This window comes from Acidobacteriota bacterium (assembly GCA_040754075.1).
GTDB lineage: Bacteria > Acidobacteriota > Blastocatellia > UBA7656 > UBA7656 > JBFMDH01.
The window spans coordinates 47,950-70,530 of record JBFMDH010000030.1 but is presented as its reverse complement, the minus strand read 5'-3'; the positions used below and the strand labels follow the sequence as shown (position 1 = coordinate 70,530).

The 22,581-nt window shown below is 48.8% G+C and carries 18 protein-coding genes; all 18 read right to left on the bottom strand.

The features are described 5' to 3' along the window. Positions 1-49 precede the first annotated feature (49 nt). Positions 50-634 carry an acyltransferase gene (locus AB1757_24885; GenBank protein MEW6130295.1) on the bottom strand — a complete coding sequence of 195 codons (585 nt, stop codon included), beginning with the start codon at positions 632-634 and terminating at the stop codon, positions 50-52. Positions 635-650: 16 nt separating this feature from the next. Next, complete coding sequence (locus tag AB1757_24880) at positions 651-1,652, bottom strand: Gfo/Idh/MocA family oxidoreductase (GenBank protein ID MEW6130294.1); 1,002 nt, start codon at positions 1,650-1,652, stop codon at positions 651-653. 192 nt (positions 1,653-1,844) lie between these two features. Further along, positions 1,845-2,951 carry a hypothetical protein gene (locus AB1757_24875; GenBank protein MEW6130293.1) on the bottom strand — a complete coding sequence of 369 codons (1,107 nt, stop codon included), beginning with the start codon at positions 2,949-2,951 and terminating at the stop codon, positions 1,845-1,847. 35 nt (positions 2,952-2,986) lie between these two features. After that, positions 2,987-3,919, bottom strand: a complete 933-nt coding sequence (locus AB1757_24870; GenBank protein MEW6130292.1) for a polysaccharide deacetylase family protein — start codon at positions 3,917-3,919, stop codon at positions 2,987-2,989. 66 nt (positions 3,920-3,985) lie between these two features. Next, positions 3,986-4,999 (bottom strand): zinc-ribbon domain-containing protein, encoded by a 1,014-nt coding sequence (locus AB1757_24865; protein MEW6130291.1) that lies wholly within the window; start codon positions 4,997-4,999, stop codon positions 3,986-3,988. Between the two features lie 123 nt (positions 5,000-5,122). After that, positions 5,123-6,157, bottom strand: a complete 1,035-nt coding sequence (gene purM / locus AB1757_24860) for a phosphoribosylformylglycinamidine cyclo-ligase (protein ID MEW6130290.1) — start codon at positions 6,155-6,157, stop codon at positions 5,123-5,125. Then, a complete protein-coding gene (locus AB1757_24855) occupies positions 6,154-7,365 on the bottom strand; it encodes an SAM-dependent methyltransferase (GenBank protein MEW6130289.1) in 1,212 nt (403 codons plus the stop codon). Before AB1757_24855 ends, purM begins: the two co-directional genes overlap by 4 nt. Positions 7,366-7,378: 13 nt before the next feature. After that, positions 7,379-8,185: a hypothetical protein gene (locus AB1757_24850; protein MEW6130288.1), complete on the bottom strand. Its 807-nt coding sequence runs from the start codon at positions 8,183-8,185 to the stop codon at positions 7,379-7,381. Between the two features lie 38 nt (positions 8,186-8,223). Further along, positions 8,224-8,496 carry a DUF3006 domain-containing protein gene (locus AB1757_24845; GenBank protein ID MEW6130287.1) on the bottom strand — a complete coding sequence of 91 codons (273 nt, stop codon included), beginning with the start codon at positions 8,494-8,496 and terminating at the stop codon, positions 8,224-8,226. Beyond that, positions 8,493-9,485, bottom strand: a complete 993-nt coding sequence (locus AB1757_24840) for a ComEC/Rec2 family competence protein (GenBank protein ID MEW6130286.1) — start codon at positions 9,483-9,485, stop codon at positions 8,493-8,495. Before AB1757_24840 ends, AB1757_24845 begins: the two co-directional genes overlap by 4 nt. 81 nt (positions 9,486-9,566) lie before the next feature. Further along, complete coding sequence (gene purF / locus AB1757_24835) at positions 9,567-11,000, bottom strand: amidophosphoribosyltransferase (GenBank protein ID MEW6130285.1); 1,434 nt, start codon at positions 10,998-11,000, stop codon at positions 9,567-9,569. Between the two features lie 438 nt (positions 11,001-11,438). Next, positions 11,439-12,074 carry a hypothetical protein gene (locus AB1757_24830; GenBank protein ID MEW6130284.1) on the bottom strand — a complete coding sequence of 212 codons (636 nt, stop codon included), beginning with the start codon at positions 12,072-12,074 and terminating at the stop codon, positions 11,439-11,441. A gap of 82 nt (positions 12,075-12,156) precedes the next feature. After that, on the bottom strand, positions 12,157-15,078 hold the full coding sequence (locus AB1757_24825; GenBank protein MEW6130283.1) for a POTRA domain-containing protein: 2,922 nt from the start codon (positions 15,076-15,078) through the stop codon (positions 12,157-12,159). 70 nt (positions 15,079-15,148) lie between these two features. Continuing rightward, positions 15,149-19,513: a translocation/assembly module TamB domain-containing protein gene (locus AB1757_24820; GenBank protein MEW6130282.1), complete on the bottom strand. Its 4,365-nt coding sequence runs from the start codon at positions 19,511-19,513 to the stop codon at positions 15,149-15,151. A 164-nt stretch (positions 19,514-19,677) separates the two neighbouring features. Continuing rightward, positions 19,678-20,046: a VOC family protein gene (locus AB1757_24815; protein ID MEW6130281.1), complete on the bottom strand. Its 369-nt coding sequence runs from the start codon at positions 20,044-20,046 to the stop codon at positions 19,678-19,680. A gap of 7 nt (positions 20,047-20,053) precedes the next feature. Further along, a complete protein-coding gene (locus AB1757_24810) occupies positions 20,054-20,842 on the bottom strand; it encodes a TatD family hydrolase (GenBank protein ID MEW6130280.1) in 789 nt (262 codons plus the stop codon). A gap of 14 nt (positions 20,843-20,856) precedes the next feature. Further along, entirely contained in the window at positions 20,857-22,071 is a 1,215-nt protein-coding gene (gene ribB, locus AB1757_24805; protein MEW6130279.1) for a 3,4-dihydroxy-2-butanone-4-phosphate synthase, read from the bottom strand. 30 nt (positions 22,072-22,101) lie between these two features. Then, positions 22,102-22,506, bottom strand: coding sequence for a BrnA antitoxin family protein (locus AB1757_24800; GenBank protein MEW6130278.1), 405 nt, complete (start codon positions 22,504-22,506; stop codon positions 22,102-22,104). Positions 22,507-22,581: the final 75 nt, after the last annotated feature.

Below are 22,581 nucleotides of genomic sequence, written 5' to 3'. Positions count from 1 at the left end.
TGAGTGGACACTTTCCTGATGAACCCTTTTCAACACTTTCCATCAACGATTAAGCTTCAGATACGACATTGCTTGTTTTCACATAATGCCTGCTGCACGCTGCGCAAGTCGCTTCCCCATCAACCTCACCCGTAACGAATTTCAACTTGATGCCGCATTGGCACATCCAACCAACAAGGCGTCCGGGATTGCCGATAATCAATGCATAATCGGGTACATCTTTGGTCACGACCGCGCCCGCGCCAATAAACGCATACTGTCCAACCGTATGCCCGCACACCACCGTAGCATTCGCGCCAATTGATGCGCCTTTTTTTACCAGCGTCGCGCGGTATTCATCTTTGCGCGACACCTGACTGCGGGGATTGACGACGTTGGTAAAGACCATCGAAGGTCCGCAAAAAACATCGTCTTCCAAAATCACGCCCGTATAAACCGAGACGTTGTTTTGAATTTTGACGTTATTACCAATCGTCACATCCGGCGAAATGACGACGTTTTGCCCGATGTTGCAGCCTTTGCCGATGCGGCTGTTCTTCATCACATGAGAAAAATGCCAGATTTTCGTGCCCTCGCCGATTTCGCAAGGTTCATCAACGTAACTTGATTCATGAACGAAATAATTTTTTTCCATATGTCTTTACTTTTAATCAGAGCGCCACCGGCGCACCCTGTTGTTCTAATGATTGCTCGGCGGCTTCGAGTATGCGTAATACGCGCACGCCGCTTTCGCCATCCGTCAACGGTTGTTTACCGGTTTGAATGCACTCTAAAAAATGCTGGCATTCGCGTTTGAGTGGTTCTGCGCTTTCCAATTCAACCGGGATGCCTTCACCTTTCTTCATGACCGGTTCGCCTTCGACAAATTCGATGACGTGTTCATAAGTCATTAGCTTATTCTCTTTGCGCACATCATCAAACACTGCCATTTTTTTTGAGCCGACAATCACCATGCGCTGTTCTTTATAAGGATGCAGCCAACTGACAAAAATCTGCGCCCGTGTGCCGTGTGGAAATTCCATATTGGTGACCGTCACATCGGCAATTTGGGGTTGCAGATAAGCGCCGCCCGTCGCGCTCACACGACTGGGGAGTTCACCGACCAGACGCAAAATAATCGCGATGTCGTGCGGCGCAAAGCTCCATAAAATATTTTCTTCCCGACGAATTTTTCCGAGATTCAAGCGGTTGGAATAGATGTAGTGCAATTCGCCGAGTTCACCCGATTCGATAAATTCGCGCAAACGCAGAACTGCCGGGTGAAATTCGAGTAGATGCCCGACCATTAAAACCCGTTGTTGTTCGCCAGCGAGCGCCACCAGTTGTTCGCCTTCTTCGACATTCAGGGTCAAAGGCTTTTCAACAAGCAAGTGTTTACCGGCTTTTAAGGCTCGCGATGCCAGACGAAAATGGCTTTCGGCAGGGGTCGCAATGACCACGCCTTGAATTGCAGAATCGGCGAGTACCTTCTCAAAATCGGTTTCAATGTTTACATCAGGAAAGGTCTCGGAAATTTTTTGCAGCGATGCGATATTGGCATCACAGACCGTTTGCAATGCGCCAAGCTGATAAAAATTTCTCACATGATTTACGCCCCAGTATCCTGCGCCAACAACCGCAATTCCGGGAAGTTGATTTAGTTGCTCAGTCACAAATTCGATTCAGCGCCTTTCATTGATCAAAATAGAAATGCATACACTACAGACTCACGCACACAATTGCAAAGCGTAAAATCTCAGGGCGAGGGGCAGTTGGTTTTCGTTTGCCGGGTGCAAAATCAATTATGAATCGAAACGCAAAATCGCTCAGGTCGCCGGCTTTGTCTGCCTCGCAGAAATTAAATTTTAAGTTGTAATGCGCGTGCCGCATCGCGGGCAGAAACTGGCTGTCGCCGGTAACGACGCGCTGCAACTGGCGCAGATAATGCGTTGTGGCGGTGGGGGCGGTGCCACAACCGGAGGTTGCGGTGGCGTCGCCGGACGCGAAACCACTTCCGGTTGTTCGGTTATCGGTTCGCTAGCGGTCGATGGGTAGACCACCGGTGGCGGTGGCTCAAAAGGTTTCGGCGCTTCCGGTTGATTGATGGGTGGTTGAGCGACTGGATAATTCCCCTGCGGATTTTGCGGCACGGCTGTCGGCGGTTCATAAGGCGATTGCCCATAAAGCGCCGATGGTGGCTGTTGATAGGCAGGCGGATAACTTTGCCCATAATTACTCGGCGCAGCTGGCGCATTGGGCGCAAAATACTGCGCCCCTTCCATCCCAAAACAATCCCGGTAGGCAACAGCAGTAATGGTAAACATCAAAGGCAAAGTTGCGAGAATGCCGATGTAACAGGCATAGGTTCCGGCTGAAGCGATAAATTGCACGACAAATGCAAACAACGTAAACATCAACCAGTTTCTTTTTGCTAATTCATAACTGGTTTGCATTGCCTGTACGACTCCCAGTTTGCGCTCAACAATTAATGGCGCAGTAAAAAACAGCATCCCGGTTACGATATAAGCCGGAAAAAAGCACAACATAAACCCGATTATGGTCAAAATCGTGCCAAGAAAAATTGATCCCAGCATTTTGAAATAGACATCCCCGCCGGAAAACAGGTCGCGCAATTCAACTTTGCCGCCTCGCAATTGTTTCAGGGCAGCTTTGTGCATACCTGCCATAAAAAACGCACTGGCAAAAACCGTCAGAAAGCTGACACCAAAAATAAGTCCGTAAAAAATAAAGATGGTCTCAGGAGCAATGGCTTGCGCTGAACGCGGATTTGCCGATATCTGCATAAAGATATTGATATAGAAACCAATCGTCACCACCAATATCGGGGTGCCGCAAATCAGCAGGAAAACCAGCGCATTCACCACCCAGGCTTTCCATTGCGAAGTAAACATTCGCCAACCTTCGCCTATCCAATCGCCGAACTTCACTTCCGGTTTTGCCAGATTTTCCATGCCGTCATCCTTTATCAATGAAATTTTGTCTAGTATTACAACCCGAGTTTATCCATCAACGGTTTTTCATATTCGCTATCTTCTGCCGGATAGCGTAACAGTTTATCGAATTTGCCGGTGGCTTTCGCGAGTGCCCAAATGATACCTTCGCCCGCCGGTAAGTTATTCGGTTCAACCGCGAATAGCGGATCAGCGAAAGCTTCTTCGGCATCAATCAACTGCCAGCCTTTTTGTTTAAACATCGCGAGCATTTCGCTCAGAAATCGCGCATTTAAAACATTGTGATGAATCAGCAGCGTATGTTTGACCTGACGTTTTAAAACTTTCTTTGCCAGTTGGTCATAAAAACTTGCCCGATCCCAGATGTGACTCAAGTAAAAATTTTTATATCCGATCACATCGGCTTGCGGATTTTGCTTCAACCGTTCGCGCAACCGCTGGTCAACATACCAATCCGATGCATCAATGGTGACGTAGCCTTGTTGATAACCTTGCGATTTCAAAAATGCCCGCAACCCATCACGGCGTTCGACGGTGTCGCCTTCCTTGAGCATCGGGAAGCGAAACCGTTTGGTGAAATTCTTGTAATCTTTAATTAAAGCTTCGCAACGCAAAATATCCTGCGAGAATTCTTCGACGCTGCGACGATGAAAATACCAGTGCGAATAGGTGTGATTGGCAATCAGATGATTTTCAGCGTCCCACGCTTGCAAAATCATTTTGCCGTTTTCGTTATCGACACGCCGCCCGCAAACAAATCCTGCGGCTTTGATTTTATGTTGATGAAGTACGCTCAAAACTTTCGCATTGCGCGCTTCGGCTTCCGCTTTTGAAACCTCATCAAGACCGAAATCATCAATAGTGATGGCAACTTGCGGACGCACAGAATGAAATGAAAAAACCTGCGGGTTGAAACCCAAAGCGGCAACCCCCGCAGTGATGGCTTTAGCAAATTGTCTTCGATTCATGTGTATCAAGAAAAGTTAAATTTAAGTTTTAGACTCAGAACACCGGACACCAAACGTTTAGACGGGTCAAGCGTTGGTGCGATTGGGGTCATCGATGCCCCAGATGTTGCTGTAAGCGACAGCCGCGGCGCTGACAATCCAGGGCACCGTGACAAAGATGCCGATGCCACAGGCGAGCGAACCGCTCCAGGCAATCAATCCGAAAACCAACCCGACAATCCACCACATCAACGCATCTCTGGTAAAAATCCGTTTGCCAATGTCATTGATGGCTGCGGCAATATCTTTTCGACCTTCAAGCAGCATGGGGAAACTGAAACTGATGAGCATAGTTAAAAACGGGCCAATCAGAAAACTTAAAATCGCTGACAACGCGCCGCTTCTGCCGCCGACGCCTTGAATGCTGCCGTAAATTGCCGCGTAAATAATGAACGCTAAAAATGCCTGTAAAAATTTCCCTTCCCAGTTAAACAGGTCGGCAATTTCCGGGCGTTCGCCTTTCATGGTTTTAAAAGCCATGCGAAACAGTCCCATCACCATCGGCCCCGCAAGTATGCCAATCGTGCCAATGCCGATGACCATAACCAACAGCGTGGCAAGTGACATCACAAACCAGTTTTCCGAATACACCCGCCATCCATAAGACAGCCAATCGCCAAGTGAAATGGTGCGGGCAATCGGCGGCGGTTGCGGCGTGACCCCTGCGGGTTGTAAATAACCGGGTGCCGGTTGGTAATAATTGGGTTGCTGGTAAGGTTGCCCGTAACCGACTGGCGGCGGTGGTTGTGGTCCTGTGGGTTGCTGGTACAGAAAAGATGGCGGGTAATCAGGCTCCTGTTTGGGTGGCGAATCAGGCGGAATATAAGCCGGGCCGGTTGGCAATCCCGAACCCGTTTGACCGGGTGTCATCTGTTGCGTCGGTCGCGATTCCAACGGTTGCGGAGCCGTCGGTTTCGGCAGATTCAAAGTCGGCGCATCTTCGTTTGAAATATCATTAAAGGCTGGCGAAGGCGCACCACACTTATTACAAAACCTGGCATTCTCTTCCAACTCGTTTCCGCATCTCGTACAAATCATCATGCAATCGTCCTCGCCTCTGTTTAACGAAGATTTCAAGTTTTCAGTTTTGAGTTTTTAGTTAAAAGATAATGGCGGAAAAATCGAAATAAAGTTTCTCTTCCTGAAAACTCAAAACTTCATGGCTCAACTGATTAAAACATTTTTCTCGCCTTCAATTATCCTGCCTATATCGTAGTGCTTCTCATTGACCGCTTCAAGGTGCGCGGTCAACTGTTGAGCATCCGCAGGGCTTGTGACCGCCACCATGCCGACGCCCATATTGAAAGCTCTGTACATTTCGTCTTCGGCGACCTTGCCGAGTCGTTGAAGCAGTTCATAAACCGGCAACCCCGGCCACGCGCCTTTGTTGATTTTCGCAGCGGTTCCCGCGGGCAGAATGCGCGGGATATTTTCGAGCAAGCCGCCACCCGTAATATGCGCCAGACCTTTGATAATCCCTGAGTCGAGCACCCCGTCAAGCGCCTGTAAATAGCTGCGATGCGGTTTCAATAATTCCTGCCCCGCCGTACAGTCGAGTTCATCAACGTAGGTGTCGGCTTCGTACTTTGCAACTTCAAAAAAGAGTTTGCGCGCCAGACTGTAGCCGTTGGTGTGCATGCCAACCGAAGGCAAGGCAATCAACACATCGCCCACTTGAATGCGCGCACCATCGATGGCTTTGGCGCGGTCAACCACTCCGACGATGAACCCGGCGATGTCATATTCACCATCAGCATAAAAGCCGGGCATCTCGGCGGTTTCGCCGCCTATCAGGGCGCAGCCGTTTTCTTTGCAGCCGCGCGCCAAACCTTCGATGACTTGCGTCAGGACATCGGGTGAAAGTTTTCCGGTGGCGAAATAGTCCATAAAAAACAACGGTCGCGCGCCCTGTACGAGAATGTCGTTGACGCAGTGGCAGACCAGGTCATAACCGACGGTGTTATGAATGCCGGTCATAAACGCGGCGCGCAGTTTGGTGCCGACGCCGTCTGCCGAAGAGACCAGGACGGGTTCTCGCATCTCGCCGAAATCGGCGCGAAACATGCCACCGAATGAACCGATTTCCGAAATCACATTCGGCGTAAACGTGGCTTTTGCTAGTTGTTTAATTCGCGAGGTCGCGACATTCGCCGCATCAATATCAACACCCGCATCTTTGTAACTGATTTGTTCTTTCATAATTTCTCTGCGGAAACTAGAAATTCTACAAGTTCCTTTTTAGAATTTCTCTTTCGCAATGCCTCAATTTCAATCTTATCAAATTCAAGCTGTCTTAAAATATCAGCATAGATTTTTTCGACCGGCACGAGCGTATCGTAAAATTTAGAATTGCCAATCACATAAAATATTTTGCCACCGGGTCTAAGAATTTGCTTCACAGAATGAAGGTGGGTGACAACATCTACAAAATACTTGTGAACATAGTTAGCTAATAAAGGGCTATTTTCAGCAATTTTGTCAATCATCAGATAAAACCCTGCGTGGCGAATCGCTTCACCCTCTGGCTGCCACTTCGCCAATCTACTGGTCGCAATGCCCCAAGTCCCCCCTATCGCTTGCCAATCCAGTTCACCTGCTTCTTTCGCCTCTTTCAGATAGCCAAGCCAATACATATAAGGCCGTAGTTCTCTGATATAACTCATTCGGTTTGGATATGGTGGCGAAGTAATCACACAATCATACAAACGCCCTTGCGTTCTATGAACAACTCTCGAATCCGCCAAACGTGATTGAACCCGACCAGGGATGTAAGACGCTGCCGATTCAATTATTCTATCCGTCAGGTTTAAATAATTCTCCAGTAAAACCGAACGGTTTTCATAATCAAAAAGTGAAGGACCGGATTCTTTGAAAGACATGGATTGATGGTTGAATGCCGCATTAGACCATTCGATTAAGGTTCGACAAAATGCAACCAGCAAAATATCGCTTACCGGAGTTCTCTCCGGAAATCGTCTATGGATGCCATCATAAATTCCTGCCAGCAGTGCGCGTTCTGTTGCTGGCCACCAACGCTCTATATTTTTAATTGCGGGCATCCACAATTCATTATTGTAGTTCGGTTCACTGAGTTTTTGCGCAATCTCTCTAGTTATGATTCGCGCTTCCCTACATTGCGCTTCGCTATAGTTTGCCGTTTTAACTTCTGCAAACCAGATTAAAAAAGGATTAATATCCAACAAATCGCAGTTTAAATTCTGCTCTGCGCAGGCTAATCCGGTTGTACCGCTACCTGAAAACGGATCAAGGACATGTCTAATCCAACGATTTTCTTCAAGAATTTTGTGAACGACTTTTACCGAATAAGCAGGGGTGAGTCTCAGCCAACCATGTCTTCCATAGTTCAGATTATGTTTGAATGTCAATTCAGCTTTTGTTGTTACCATAGAAATCCATTATTCAAGCTTTCAATAAAGACTCTACCACTTGTTCCACAATCCGTTTTAATTGCATTGAGTTAGTTTTCAAAAATGCGGCCAAATCATATTTGAGCACCCGCTTACAAAAAGCGTACGTTGATGAAATCGGCGATTCATCAAGGTTACCGCGAAGAATCAGCCAACCTGCATGAGCGTATCGCTCAGCAACATCACTATCAATTTGTGTAGAAAGCATTAAAACAACCGGCAAATACCCTTGTGCATATGCAATACCCGCATTACTGATGTCTGCATTCTGACGTTTGGAATCTTTGCTTTTGTAACCTTGACGCACTTCAAAGACCGCCCCTTTCAAAGCACTAGCTATCTTTGCATCTAGCGATTTTTTCGCTACAGCTTGTGTAAGCCAGTCCGTCACTTTGGTTCTATATTCTTTGGAAGCTATGTCTTCAATTTCAATACGACCATCCAGCGAGAGCGTACGAACCTTACCAACATCAGCTTGCAATTCATACGCCCAGCGTACTTGTTCGTTTGTTAATCCAAGCTGGTCTTGCAAGATTTGCCGAAATAGTTGTTCGCATCCGATTCCAACTTGGCGGTACAGAGATGTTATGCCGCCAGCCGCCTTATGTGCTGCATATATTAAGGAATCATCCATTCCAAACCAGGAATAAAACGGATCTGTACCATATAAAGTTTGAAACTCTTCAAGCGAAACTTCTTTCCCCTGTCCGAATTTAGGTTTGTAGTTGCGGCATATCTCTATTTTCTTTATAAGAATTTCCAGATATTTCGCCTGTTGCACTTTTTTGGAATTCGCCATGAAATATAACGCTTTACGTGCTTAATTTAGCCAGCGGTTTACTTTTGCCCTAACAAATCCTTGAGCAAATCTTCGGCTTTGGTTTGGATTTCTTTGGCGCTTGCTTTATCGGCTTTGAAAATCAATTGAAAATGATCGCCGTCTTCTGCGCCTTCGGGTAAATATGACGCCGGTATATTGAAATGCACGCTGTCATCATCGCTCATTACCACCGTGGCAATGGCGTCTTCGATGCGGTCGATGTAGATTTTCAATGTATGCTCTTTCGCTTTTGTTGCTTCCGGTTTGTCGTCATCGCTTTTTTTGCTCATTTGCTCCTCCTGCCGCGCCCGCCGGAATTCATGCTGCCGCCTTCATCCCCACTCGAAGCTTTTCCCGCAACTTCATCGCCGGTCATATAGAGTCGCGCCGCCTCGACCGGTTTTTCGCTGCTCATTTCAATGTTTTCGCCATCGCAAATCGCGGTTATCGTCCCCTGCAAATCGGTGCGAAAAACCTGAATGTTGCGCTCACGTTGCAAAAGGCTAACCACTCGCGGATGCGGGTGATGATAATCATTGGCGACCGCGCAACTGATGGTAAAAATCGCAGGGCGCACAACGTCGAGCACCTCTCTGGTCGTGCCGTTGGAACTGCCGTGATGCGCGGCTTTCAACACATCGGCGCGCAGTTTTTCTTTCTCCGTTTCAATCATCTGTTTCCACGCGCCGACCTCTGCATCGCCGGTAAATAAAAAACGCTTTGCACCGAAAGTGACACGCGCGACGATTGAAGAGTTATTGGTATCATCTTCGGCAATCGTTGTCGAAGGGTTTAAAACTTCCAGCAAAACGTCGCCGAATTTACGGGTTTCGCCGCGTTTCGGCGCAGCGAATTTAATCCCCTGCTGCTTTATTTCGGAAAGCATTTCGGTATAGGTTTTGGTAGCGTTTTTGGTAAATCCGGCATCCCAGAACTCTTTCACTTTAAAAGCCCGCATGACATCGCGCATTTCGCCGATGTGGTCGGCGTGCGGATGCGTGGCAATGATTAAATCGATTTCACTGACGCCGAATTGTTTGAGCAGTTCAGTCGTCGGTTTTCCTCTGTCGCCGGAATCAATCAGAATGGTTTCGCCACCGGGCAATTGCAAAAGCTGCGCGTCGCCTTGTCCGATGTCTAAAAATCGCACAACGAGTTTGCCGGTTACAGGACCTGGTTGCGGTTCCGGGGTCGGCTTTTTCGCGCACCGTTGATAAAAAAACAGCGCCACGAGCGCCAACAACCCGACTATCGCAATGGTTTTCCGATTGATTTTCATTGCCTACGGTTCGACCTTTATGTTTCGGGATAACCCACAACAGGCGGTTATTGACTGAGATTAAAATTCAATGCTGCAAAATCAAGAGCGCGGCCAAATGGCATCCGGTTGCAAAGCCCCTTCTTCCCTTTCGGTTTTGGTGCGGGCGCTTGCGGTCACAGGAATCGGATAGTTATTCGTGTAACAGGCTGTGCAGAATCGTTGACCTTCAGGGTCGTCACAGGCAGCCAGCAAGCCGCCGATGCTCAAATACCCCAAACTATCCGCGTCAATGAATTTGGCAATCTCTTCGATGGATTTGTTCGAGGCGATTAGCTCTTCGCGGGTCGGCGTATCGACGCCGTAAAAACACGGCGCAATCGTCGGCGGACAACTGATGCGAACGTGAACTTCACGCGCCCCCGCGCTGCGCACCATCTGCACAATTTTTTTGGAAGTGGTGCCGCGCACAATCGAATCATCAATCAACACCACCCGGCGACCTTCAATCAAATCGCGAACCGGATTGAGTTTGATTTTTACGCCGAAATGGCGAATCGATTGTTTGGGTTCAATAAAGGTGCGCCCGACATAATGGTTGCGCACCAGTCCGAAGCGGAATTTCAAACCCGACTGCGAAGCATAACCGACAGCCGCCGCGACCCCGGAATCCGGCACCGGAACCACAATGTCGGCATCGGCGGGACATTCAACGGCAAGTTGCCTGCCCATTTTGTGACGGGTTTTATTTACCGAAATGCCGAATACCAGTGAATCGGGACGCGAAAAATAGACGTGTTCAAAAATGCAGTGCGCGGGTTTCGCCTCTTGCGGTAAAAAATACGATTCGATTCCCGCGTGGTTGATGACGACTATTTCGCCCGGTTCAACATCGCGTTCATAGGTTGCGCCAATCAAATCAAAAGCGCAGGTTTCCGATGCCAACACATACGAGCCATCCAACTTGCCTAAACAGAGTGGGCGAAAGCCGCGCGGGTCGCGCACCGCAATCAAACTCTCTTTGGTTAAAAAGAGCATCGAATACGCGCCTTCGATGTGCTGAAAAACATCCAAAATCGCGCTGATTAAATTGGGCGCTTTCGAGCGGGCGATTTTATGCAGCACGACTTCGGTATCCGATGTCGAAGAGAAGATTGCGCCGTCCATTTCGAGTTCGCGCCGCACTTCGTTGGCATATGGCAAGTTGCCATTGTGACAGAGGGCGATTTGTCCGCGATAGCCATCGACTAAAAAGGGTTGAGCTTCAAGCAGACTGACGCTTCCGGCAGTTGAATAGCGGACATGGCCGATGCTTGAGTTTCCGGGAAGGGTGGAGAGTTGCGCTTCGCCGAAAATTTCATGAACGTGTCCCATTCCGCGACAGGCGTATAGTCGTTTGTCATCGGCGGAAACAATGCCTGCTGATTCCTGTCCGCGATGCTGTAGAGAATAGAGACCTAAATAAGTTAGTCGCGCGGCTTCTTCGTGATTGAAGATGCCAAATACCCCGCATTCTTCTTTAAATTTATCTAACATTTTTTTGCCCTTGAAGGAGTAATTTATTGTAACTGTCAGGCAAAGCACGTAGCAACTTCACGGATAAATAAATTGACCGATTTTACGAGGCGTGAAAGCATCACAAATATAAATATCGAATAAAGGAAACCAAAATGGTGTCGGATGAAGCTAACCACTATCTTTCGCAAGGTGAGGCTTTTCGCCAAGCTTTAGAGCGGTTTGCGATTGAGTTTACTCAGCCGCTGTTGAGGAAGCGGTCTTTGACCGCGTTTCCCGTCACACGCGGTCAAAGACCGCTTCCTCAACTTGAGTAAATCGTTTTGCAAACTGCTATAGGTGAAGCAATGAAACGGTTGGAAGCAGTGAATCAGGCAACTCAAAAGTTTAAGCAAGAGGTTGAGAAGGAATTAGCCGCATCCGCTAATCGGCTATCGCAATCAAAGCAGGCTGACTAATCTAAGGCTCAGCGAGATGCACAATTTCGGCGCGTTGACGTGCTGAGGTCAGCCACGCGTCGATTTCAGTTTCGACTTTTTCAGCTTTCAATAACTCTCTGATTTCGGCGCTCACTTTATCAATCGTCGGCGGCACCGCGCCGCGCGCTTTAACTGCCGGAACCAGTTTCTCAAAGTAATATTGCGCGACTTCATCGTCGGTGACAAACACGAACGATTTAAAGCGAAACTCAATATATTTTTCGATGGCAATGCGCCCGCGCAGTATCTCATCGAGTTTATCGGCAGTTAATCCGACGGCTTCGATGCGTTCGCGAAACACCGCTTCGGAAGGAAATAGTTTAATTAATTCAGCGCGTTTTTTATTGATTTCTTCGCGGGTGATTTCGGCGCTCGGCAATCGCGCCGCTTCCTGACTAATCAACCGCTCATCAATCATCACATCAATTTTCTGCTGCATAATATCGCGGCTCACGCCACCCGCAGGATTCGGCGCTTTGGCATCAAGCGCCAGACTCCAAATCAAATCGGTTCGCGTAATCAATTCGCCATTCACCAAAGTCAATATCTGGTCAACCACTTTCTGCGGCGGCGAAAGCAAAAGTAAAAAGTAAAAAGTAAAAAGTAAAAAGTTCATTGTTTTTATTATTGGTCACTGGTTAATGATTATTTGCATTTTGCCCTTTAAAGTGACCAATAACGAGTAACCATTAACCCATTTAAAATGTCTGTCCGAAACTGAAATGACCTTTCAGTTGCGGTGCGCCCTGCGGTCGGTTGAAAATCAACCCGGCTATATCCAACCGCACAGGTCCAATCGGGGTTTTCAATCTCAATCCGAATCCCAAAGAGCCGGTCATTTTTCCGGGATTGATGTCGCGCACGCGGCGAAATACATTGCCAACATCAGCAAACACCGCGCCGCCTAAAATTCCTTTAATCGGGAATCGCAGTTCATTGTTTAAAACCACCAGCGCATTCCCGCCGACCGGTCTTCCGGTCACCGGGTCAGCGGGTCCCGCTTCTTCAAAACCAAATCCGCGCAAATCCCGTGAACCGCCGGCAAAAAAGCGTTCGGAAAGCGGTAAGGTTTCGCGCCCGCTAAACGGCGATGAAAGCCCCAATCGTCCGGCGGTTAAAAATACCAGCTCACCTCTTCTATCCAAACGATAATAACGACTATGTTCAACCAGAGATTTGATGAACTGTTCATTGCCGCCTAAAAATTTTGAAGCGAAATAAACACTGCCAAGTGTCAGTGTTCCGGTAGTCGGTTCAAAAGCACTGTCGCGTGTGTCGTGCACAAAACTGGGTCCCACGCGACCCAGTCTGATAGCCTGACGGTTGCGGGTGATTTCATCGGGACTGACTTTTAAATCAAACAAACTGATCCGCTCAAAATTATAGCTGCCGTAAATGATGGTTCTCGAAGACAAACGTTTTTCAACCTGAATCAACGCGGTGTAGCGGTTTGAACTGAACGAGGTTTCTGCCAAACGTTGAGCAAACAACGAAATCAGCAACGGATAACTTTTCCCCAACGGTCTGGGGTTTTGAAATGATACCTGGCTGAGTATTTCATCCTGCGAAATGCGACCGAGTAAACTCACTGTATAAAGTTTGCCGAACCAGTTGGTATTCGAGATTTGCGCCGAACCCCGCAGTCCATTTAAAAAACTGAGATTCGGCAATTTCGGGGCGTTTCTCGAAAATTGAAAACCGCCGCCGTAAATCAACAGGTTGCGTTTCGATTCGATGATGTTGACCGTGACATCGCGTTCTTCGATGCCCTCGGGCGTTTGCCCCACCGGTTCTGCAGTAATCGTCACCGAACTGAACGCATTGGTGTCATACAACACGCGTTCGGTTTCCAGCGTTTTATCCGAATCCAACCACTCGCCTTTTTTGAACAGATAAAAGTTGCGTTCGAGTCGTCCGATGTCCGTCGAAGAGGTAATACCACGCGTCGTGATATTGCGAATGCGCACGCGATTGCCTTCCGTGATGTTGTAAATCAAGCGCACGCGGTCTTGCTTTTCAACACTGCCTAAATCGGCAATCTCTGCGGTCACTTCCGCTGTGGCATAACCACGCGCATTATAAGCGACCAGAATTTTATCGGAGTTTTGCCGAACTACATCAGCAACCAACGGGTCTGTGGGTTTAATTGCCAGCAGATTTTTTATTTCTTCGGCGGTTAAAATATTATTGCCGCGCACATCAACCTGTTCAATATAGGTGCGCGGACCTTCGGTTGCCGCAAAGGTGATAATCAATTTATCACTGTCGGGGTCAACACCGCGACGCTCTTCAACTTCGGCGTGACGATAACCGAGTTCGCGCAATCGTTTGGTAATCAGCAGCGTATCCTGCCGCAACATTTCGTCAGAGGTTACGCCGCGCTCTGTGCCAAACGTCGGTAGAAATCCGACATTGGGAATCAGCGAAGCGGTTTTTGATTTCAATTCGGAACGTAAATCAATCTCAGCGATTGCCGTGATGCCTTCAAAATGGATTTGCGTCAGACGATAGCGTTTTTTCGGCTCGACCGTATAAGCGACTTTGGAAAGTCCGTCGGTTGAACCGGAAATATTCGGTGCCGTCACCTGGGCAAAAAAATAGCCCTTGCGTTGCAGATAATCGAGAAGCCTGAGACGCCCTTCTTCAATGGTAAATTCATCAACGCCGCCCTGCCGGTAAAACGGAAAGATTTTCTGCTTATCATTCTTTTCGATTTTAAGCCCCTTGATTTTTTCGATGCCGGTTACTTCGACATCAACCCGCGGGCCCGTTTCAATATCCAAAGTGACATTCACGGTTTTATTATCCGCTCCGGGCGTGACTCTTTCATTGATGCGGACGTTCAAATAATCTTCCGATAGGTAAATCTGGCGGATGCGGTCAATCTCCTGTTGAACCGCGAGCTCGGTAAATAAATCGCCTTCGCTGATCACCGGGTCAGGTTGCGATAAATCGATGTGCGCGCCGGTAATACTGGTGGTGTATTTGGCAATGCGCGCCTGTTCGCCCGGCGCAATCGCGTAAACCAATGTTGCGCGGGTTCCCGTGGCATCCAACCGGACTTCGGAATTGATGCGCGCATCTTTAAAACCGCGTTCGGAATAAAATGCCTGCAAATCATCCTGTCCGCGGGTCACCATACTCGCAGAAAGTTTGATACCGGTTTCAATTTCACCAAGTCGCGAACGCAGTTCATTCGCCGAAAAAATCGGACTGCCTTCAAAAATAATCGAATCGATGCGGGCTTGTGGTTTAACGATAAATTTAATCGCTACGCCGTCCGCGCCAAGGGGTTCGGCTTCGACGCGCGCGCTTGAAACCTGTCCCGAACTATAAAGTTTATAAAGTGAATCGTGAATATTTACCGGCGAGTAGAGTTGCCCAACCGTAACCGCCAAAGAAGTTTTCATTTCATTGGTCGGACTCCCCGTCGCCCCATCAATCATCACATCGACACTGACGACACGCCGCCCCATAAATTCCGCGCCGACATCATTGGCGTGGCGGTTTACATTTAGCGGAATGCTATTGGTTTGCGCGGAAATCGCGGGGTTTGCGATGAAAATTAAAATCATCGCCAACCCCAATTTGAGAATTGATTTTTCGACTCCGCATTTCATCAAAACGGTAATCCAATCATTAACGCGACTATGGCGCTTTAGGCTTCAGGCTCAGGAGATTTTCGATTCCTTAAAATCGCTTTCTCAGCCGCACATCAAATCCGATTTCGCCGCGTTCATTTCTGAAACCGACAACCGATAAGCGATTGCTCAAGCGGTATTCAACCAAAACGATGCGGTCAATACCCGCCTGCCCTGATGGCGTTAAATTTTGCGAATAGGTAATCGTCAGGTCTTTGGTGATTTTTCTTCCCACCGTAACTCTGGCAGTCGGGTCGTTGCCGCGTCCGGCAATCAACGGATCAATCGAAAAGCGATTCAATCCGAAAATCCGCTGAGTAAATTTTTCACCTTTTTCTGAAAGCCCGGTTGCCAGTAAACTCTGCGCTAAATTGAGTCCGCGTTGATTGACTTCTTCGGCAGAGCGCGTATCGCCGGCTACCGAACCGGTGAGCAGAAGCGAAACAATATCGGTTTCAGGCAAACTCGGGTCAGAGCGCAACACGGTTCTCAGTTTACTCGGCGGCCCATTGAAATTCGTAGTAATGTGGTATCCGCCGACATCGACTTCGGTTTGCAAATCAAGCAGGGGTTCCGCGCCGCGACGCGGCAAAACCGTAATCAACGCGCGGGTGATTTCGTGACGCTCGTTGCGAAATTCCAAATACCCCTGATTGAATTGCAAACGACCTGACACCAGCGGTTCGCCAATCGGCCCGCGTAAATTGAGCGAAGCGCTGCCGGTGGCTTCCATTAAATTATTCCGCACGACGACGGTATTATCGGCTTCAACATGGACATCGAGAGAAATCGGCGGTCCCGGGTCGCCTTTGCCGCCCGGTCCGGTTTCATAAAACGCCGGGGTGAAGGGACCGCCGGTGTTGACGAGTTCTTCAATAGTTAAATCCTTGGTGTATGTGGCGCGCCGGACTTTGACATTCCCCGATAGCACCTGCAATTTTTGATTTCCCTGAAAGGTGACAAACACATCGGCGATGGTTTGCGTATCACGCGGATATTCAACGCCAATTTGTTCGCCTCTGCCTTCCAGACGAAAGCGGTCGGGAATAAAACCCGAAAGCGCCGCGCCACCATTGACCGTCAATCGCCCGCCGCCCGAAGTTGATGCCGAAAAATCTTCAATCAATGCCTGATTCGCAGTGAAGCGCACCTGCCCGTAACCGCGCGCAATCGACACAGGGAAATTGACCACTCGCACTCCCACATCTTTGAGGTTGACCAATCCGAGGATTTGCGGCGCATCCAGGGTTCCGGTTACCGATGCCTGCAATTGCGCGACCCCAGTGGTTGCAACGTCGGCGATAAACGTCGAAAGAAATCGTAAATTGAGTTCGCCGGTTACGGTTAAATTGGGTTTGACATTTTCATCGGTTCCCCCAATGGTTCCGGCAACCCGGACGCTGGTGCCTTCACCGGTGAAAGTAACCGGCTCGATGGTAAATTCTTTCGAGGTGGCGCGAATGACTATCGGGTCTTGATTGGTGATTTTATAAGGTCGGTCGACCGCGAGGTCGCCGCCGAGTTCAAGTTTTGAAAGGGTCGCGAGCGCCTGGATTTTTTCAGGCTCCTGCAAGGGACCGCTGATGACGATGTTGCCGGTTGCGCGTCCCGTGAGGTTCGCTAAATCGGGCGAAACCAGCGCGAGGTAGGGACCAAGTTCAGCATCGGCAAAATCAATGCTTGAATTCAAAGCCCAGACTTTGCGGTCACGCAAATCGACCGTCGCGTGCAGGGTGCGTTCCTGCTCTAAAATATTTCCCGTGGCTTCGATTTTAACGATGCCGTTATCTGTGAAAGCGACCACTTTCGCATCGCCGACATCGCGCCCGTTGATGGCGACGTTTTGACCTTGAATCGTGGCATTCAAATTGACGCGCGACCAGTCATCGGAATTGTCTTTGCCCCAGAAGCCTTCGCCTTTGACATTCAAATTGGCAAGCCCCGTGAGTTTGACGCCGCCACCTTCACTGCTGTTGATTCGATTTGACAACTCGGCAAGGTCGATACTCTTGCCTTCAGCGTTCACAGCATATTCGTAGGTGTCGAGGTTAAAAGAACCGGTGCCTGCAATCAGACTGTCGTTGAGTTTCATTTGCAGATTCTGAACCTTGACAACACTGTTGTTGATAGCAATTTTGCCAATGAATTCCGGTATGACAATCGGCTTTGCTTCTTCGCCTTCTTCCGGCAGAGGGGTGAACTCGGCGGCGCTGAGGGTGATATTTGCCGTGCCTGTGAGTTTGCGTTTATCACCCAAATTTTTTAAATCGACCTCGCCATTTACTTTCCCGCTGGTGACTTGCTCACCCAGTTGCGGCGCAGCCAGATTCACCACTTGACGCAAATCGAAATCCTTGAGCGTCGCCTGCACCGAGGTGCCGCCGCCATCTTTCAACAGCGCGTTTAAAGTAAAATCAGCGCGCGAATTTTTATCAGCGCGAACGATTGAACCGTTTTCAACGCGAAGCAGATTTGCGGTATAAGCGATGTCGCCTTCAACCTGACCCACCTCTTCTTCATGCATCTTGACGCTTGCCAGTCTAAGATGCCCGTTCAAATTCGCGGCAGCGAATTTACCTTGCACCCGACCATTGAATTCACCTGCGCCGCTGAGGGTGACTTCGTATTCGCTTTTAATGTTTTCCGGTATCAGTCCGAATGAATCGATGACGCGCTGCAACTCGGACATATCCTGGGAATTAAAGTTGACGTTCAAATCGGCAATGCCATCCCAATCAATCGAACCGCTCGCGGTAATCTGGCTATTGGCTGAGTGGATGTCGGCGCGTTCCACTTGAAAGCCGTGCCCGGTGGCAAGCAGGGCAATCTGGCCCTTTGCGGGTAAGGATTCGCCGCCTTCCTCTTTGGGCGCAACCACGGCATCGAAATCGGCATTCACTTTGCCATTTGCAACTTTGTAATTCAGCCCGGAAAAACTGAGTTGCGCATTGCCGCTGGCTTTGCCGGTTACGGTCACATCGTTGGCGGCTGCAAGTTGCGCCGCTTGATTGAGGTCAATCGCTTGAAACACCACATCAACTTTTGATTCGCCGCTGCCTTTATAAACCACAGCGGCGTTGCCGGTGACTGACCCCCCTAAAACCTGCGCGGTGAAATTCGCCAGCGTTGCGCGGTTGCTGTTTGCCGTCAGTTTTCCGCGCAAATTGGTTAAATTGACTTTGCCGCTTTTGAGCGCCGCGAGCGTCAAATTGGTCGTCACATCAAAGGCTGCCGCGTGGCCTGTGACATTGGCGTCATCGAGTCGCACGGTGTTGATGCTGAAATCATTATTGCTGACACTGGCGGTCAGAATATCGGCGTCGGCGTTATACTCCGCGCCTTTTCCATTGGCGTCGAAATTGATGCGAACATCCGAGATGCGAAAGCCTTCGGCATTGATAAAGCTTGAAGCGAGTTGTCCTTTGGCTTTGTACTCGTCGCCTTTGCCATTGACTTCATCAAGTTTGACTTCAAGATTGCTGGCGCGAATGTCAACTGCCTGCAAATCATTGGCGGTGAGATGCCCTCTGGCTTTGTACTCATCGCCTTTGCCCTGCACCTCTCCGGCAAATGTGGCTCGTCCGGCGAGTCTGGTTTCGGGCGCGAAAATGCGGGCAATTTCATTTAAAACAGTTTCCACTTGAATATCTGAAAAATGGTAAGCGAAGGTTTTGAAATCGGTAATTTGTCCGGTGGCATTTTTAATATTAGCCACATCGGAATTGAACACCAGCGATTTAATATTGGCATCGCTTTCGCGCGCATCGCCTTCAACGTTCAATGAGATGGTTTTTACTTCACGACCTTGATAAGTAGCTGTGGCTTTATCGAATTTCAAGATGAACAGATGATTGAGTTCATCAACCAGGGCGTCGGGGGTTTTCGGTGTCAGGGTCGCTGAGAGATTCGGAACCAGCGCGCTAATTTGATTTTTCTGGTCGGTGAAATGAATGGTGCCGTCGGCGATTGCAAATTCGGCGGTGAAAATTTTGATATTGTCCTGCTTCTCTTTTTTTTCGGGCGGTGATTTCAATTTTTCCAAAGTCGTGCGTCCCGCGTCATCAACCGCAATCCAGAATTCCGGTTTGATGACGCTCAACTTTTTCAAATCGACGCGCTGCTTTAAATAACTGAGCACCGAAAATTCGCCTTGAATTTTTTCGATGCTGCCAAGTTTTTGATTATCACTTTCGATGAAAAGCTCGAGGTTTTCGAGGGTGACTTTGCTGCCTGTCAGGTCGAGGTTGGATGCGCCGATTTCCGCGCGGATGCCGACCTCTTTAAAGGAAGTGATGATGGCATCTTCGAGGAGATGTTCCAGTCCCCCGCTTCGCACATAAATAAAGACCGCAATTAAGAGTAGTAAGAAAAGACTCAGTAGGCTGACTAAGATAATTTTGATTTTACCCTGCATAGCTTGGAGAAGTTTTTACCCGTTGTGGTTTCTGCAAAAGTTGGTTGAATCAAGCCAGTCTTTCGTTGCTTTTAATTATGCGATGATGTTGCCAGCACCGGTTCAGGCAGTGGCGCTACCGACGCCATCTTCCCCCCGCCCACTCACGCAGACGGTACTGACATTTATTTTTGTTTTTCCATCAACTCGATGCGATTACCAAACGGGTCGAAAAACGAAAACCTTTCGATAGCCGGAATATTGATTTCGTCTTTCACGCGCACACCCTTCGCTTCTAAATACTCTCTGATTGCCTGAAGGTTTTCAACTTCAAATGCCGGATGGCGTTTGGATTCACCTTGAAAAGCTTCGACGCCCAGATGCAATTGAATGTTGCCCATTTCAAACCACAGTCCGCCGCGCGGTTTCAGCGGTTCGGGCTTTTCAATCTCCGTCAGTCCCAGCAGTTCGCCGTAAAACGCCCGCGCCCGCGCTTCGTCGCCTTCGCGAATGGTCAATTGAACATGATGAATTCGGGTGAAGTTGATTTTCATTTATGGGTTATGAAGTCCAGAAAAATTTATCCGCCGTTTCGGTCGTTGCCCGGGCAATTTCATCAACAGATTTATTCAAACAATTGGCAACCTGTCGAAGCACATGGGGCAAAAACGCCGGTTCATTTCTTCCGTCTTTGGGTTTTGGTTGCATGTCGCGCGGCGTCAAAAACGGCGCATCGGTTTCAAGCATCAAACGATGCAAAGGAATTTGCCGAACCAGATTGCGCAAATGCAAACCGCGCCGCTCATCACAAATCCAGCCGGTTATGCCGATATGCAAATCGAGGTCGAGATAGGCTTTCATTTCATCGGCGTTGCCGGTAAAACAATGAACCACCGCGCACTCAAAATTTTTTCGGTAAGCCGATAATATTTCTTTGAAACGTTGATGCGCATCACGCTCATGTAAAAAGAGCGGCAGGTTCAATTCGCCTGCCAACTGAATTTGCGCTTCAAACCATTTTTCCTGAACCGGACGCGGCGAAAAATCTCTGTTGAAATCCAATCCGCACTCGCCAATGGCAACCACTTCATCATACTGAGTCAACCCTTTCAACGCTTTTATGGTTTCGTCATTACACTGTTTGGCGTTATGCGGATGAACGCCCGCCGTTGAAAAAAGAATATTCGGATAGCGGCTGGCAAGCTGTTGCGCATCGTGGCTGCTTTTGAGGCTGGTGCCGGTAATCACCATTGTCGTAACTCCGGCTGCCATTGCCCGTTTAATCACCTGGTCACGATCCGTGTTGAATGCTGCGTGAGCCAGGTTGACACCAATATCAATTAATTCCATTTCCTCTTGTTCGACTAAACTTTGGTCAGCAAATGACCGAGTTTGGCTTTTCTGGCGCGTAGCACCTGTTCATTCGATTCATTGGGTTCGATTTCAATCGGCACACGCTCGGTAATTTCCAAATCGAATCCTTCAATCGCCGCGCGCTTGACGGGATGATTGGTAATCAAACGCATTTTACGCACACCGAGCGCATGAAGAATCTGCGCGCCGATGCCGTAATCGCGCGGGTCCATTTTATGCACCCCGACGGTTTCGGCATCCGCATCAACCGCATCTTTATTCTGTTCGTCCATCACCTTGTAGGCTTTGAGTTGATTGACTAACCCAAGCCCGCGCCCTTCCTGTCTGAGATACAGCAGGACGCCTGCGCCCTCTTCGGCGATGAGTTCAAGCGAACGATGCAATTGCCATCCGGTGTCATCTCTCAAAGACCCGAATACATCGCCGAGCACACATTGCGAATGCACCCGCACCAGCAAACTTTTTTCCGAATCGATTGCGCCCTTCACTAACGCCAGGTGGACATCGGAATTGATGTCATTGGTAAAGGCGATGGCGCGAAAATCGCCATACACCGTCGGCACCTGCGCTTCGCCTGCGCGTTGCACCAGCAGTTCGCTTGCCATGCGATAGCTAATCAAATCGGCGACCGAGATAATTTTTATGCCGTGTTCCTGAGCAAATTTTTCAAGTTCAGGCAATCGCGACATCGTCCCGTCATCATTCATGATTTCGCAAATCACTCCGGCTGGCGTCAGTCCCGCCATGCGCGCCAGATCAACCGACGCTTCGGTTTGCCCCGGACGCACCAGCACGCCGCCGCGTCGCGCACGCAACGGGAAGATATGACCGGGACGCGCCAAATCCGCAGGTTTGCTGCGCGGGTCAACCGCAACTTGAATCGTCGTCGCTCTGTCGGATGCAGAGATGCCTGTGGTGACGCCGCGCCGCGCTTCAATCGAAACGCAGAAGGCAGTGCCGAGTGCTGCGGTATTTTCGGCTTCGGGCATCTGCAAAGGAATCTGCAAAGCTTCAAGACGTTCGGGAGTCATTGGCAAACAGATCAAGCCGCGTCCGTATTTCGCCATGAAATTGATAATTTCCGGCGTGACCTTTTCTGCGGCACAGGCTAAATCACCTTCATTTTCGCGGTCTTCGTCATCGACGATGATGACCATTCGCCCTTCACGAAAATCTTCAATTGCTTCAGGAATGGTGGCAAACATAATGTCTTACACTTTCTATGAAAACTATTCTCACAATACTTTTCTAACCCGCTCGGCTACTGCCTTGATAAACGCGGTATCTGATAGCAATTTTCTAAAATCATCTTGCTGACGTCTACGCTTGGACTTCTTAGCGGATCGTTCATTTTCAATATAGTGTCGTAGCAGGTTATTAATCTCTGCTTGATATGCCATTGATTCAGAGTTTTTAGAATGTTGCTTAAAGAACTCCACAATATCTGTGTCCAGATAAATGGCAGTTTGTGGATGTTGTTCAACATCATCTTTTTTTAAGTCAGGATATTTTTTCGCAAATCTCCCGCGCTGGGCAGTGTATTTGCCTGGCTTGAGTGCATATTCAGGGTCAGCGCCTTCTTTCAGCATCTGCTCATAATCAGCTTGAGTGATTTCAAATCGCTCCTTATTTGCCTTCATATAAACTCTCCTCGCGGCTTGTCGCTTGCCAGGCTGTTATGATGCGATAAATTTCTCCTTCTTCACTCTCGATGA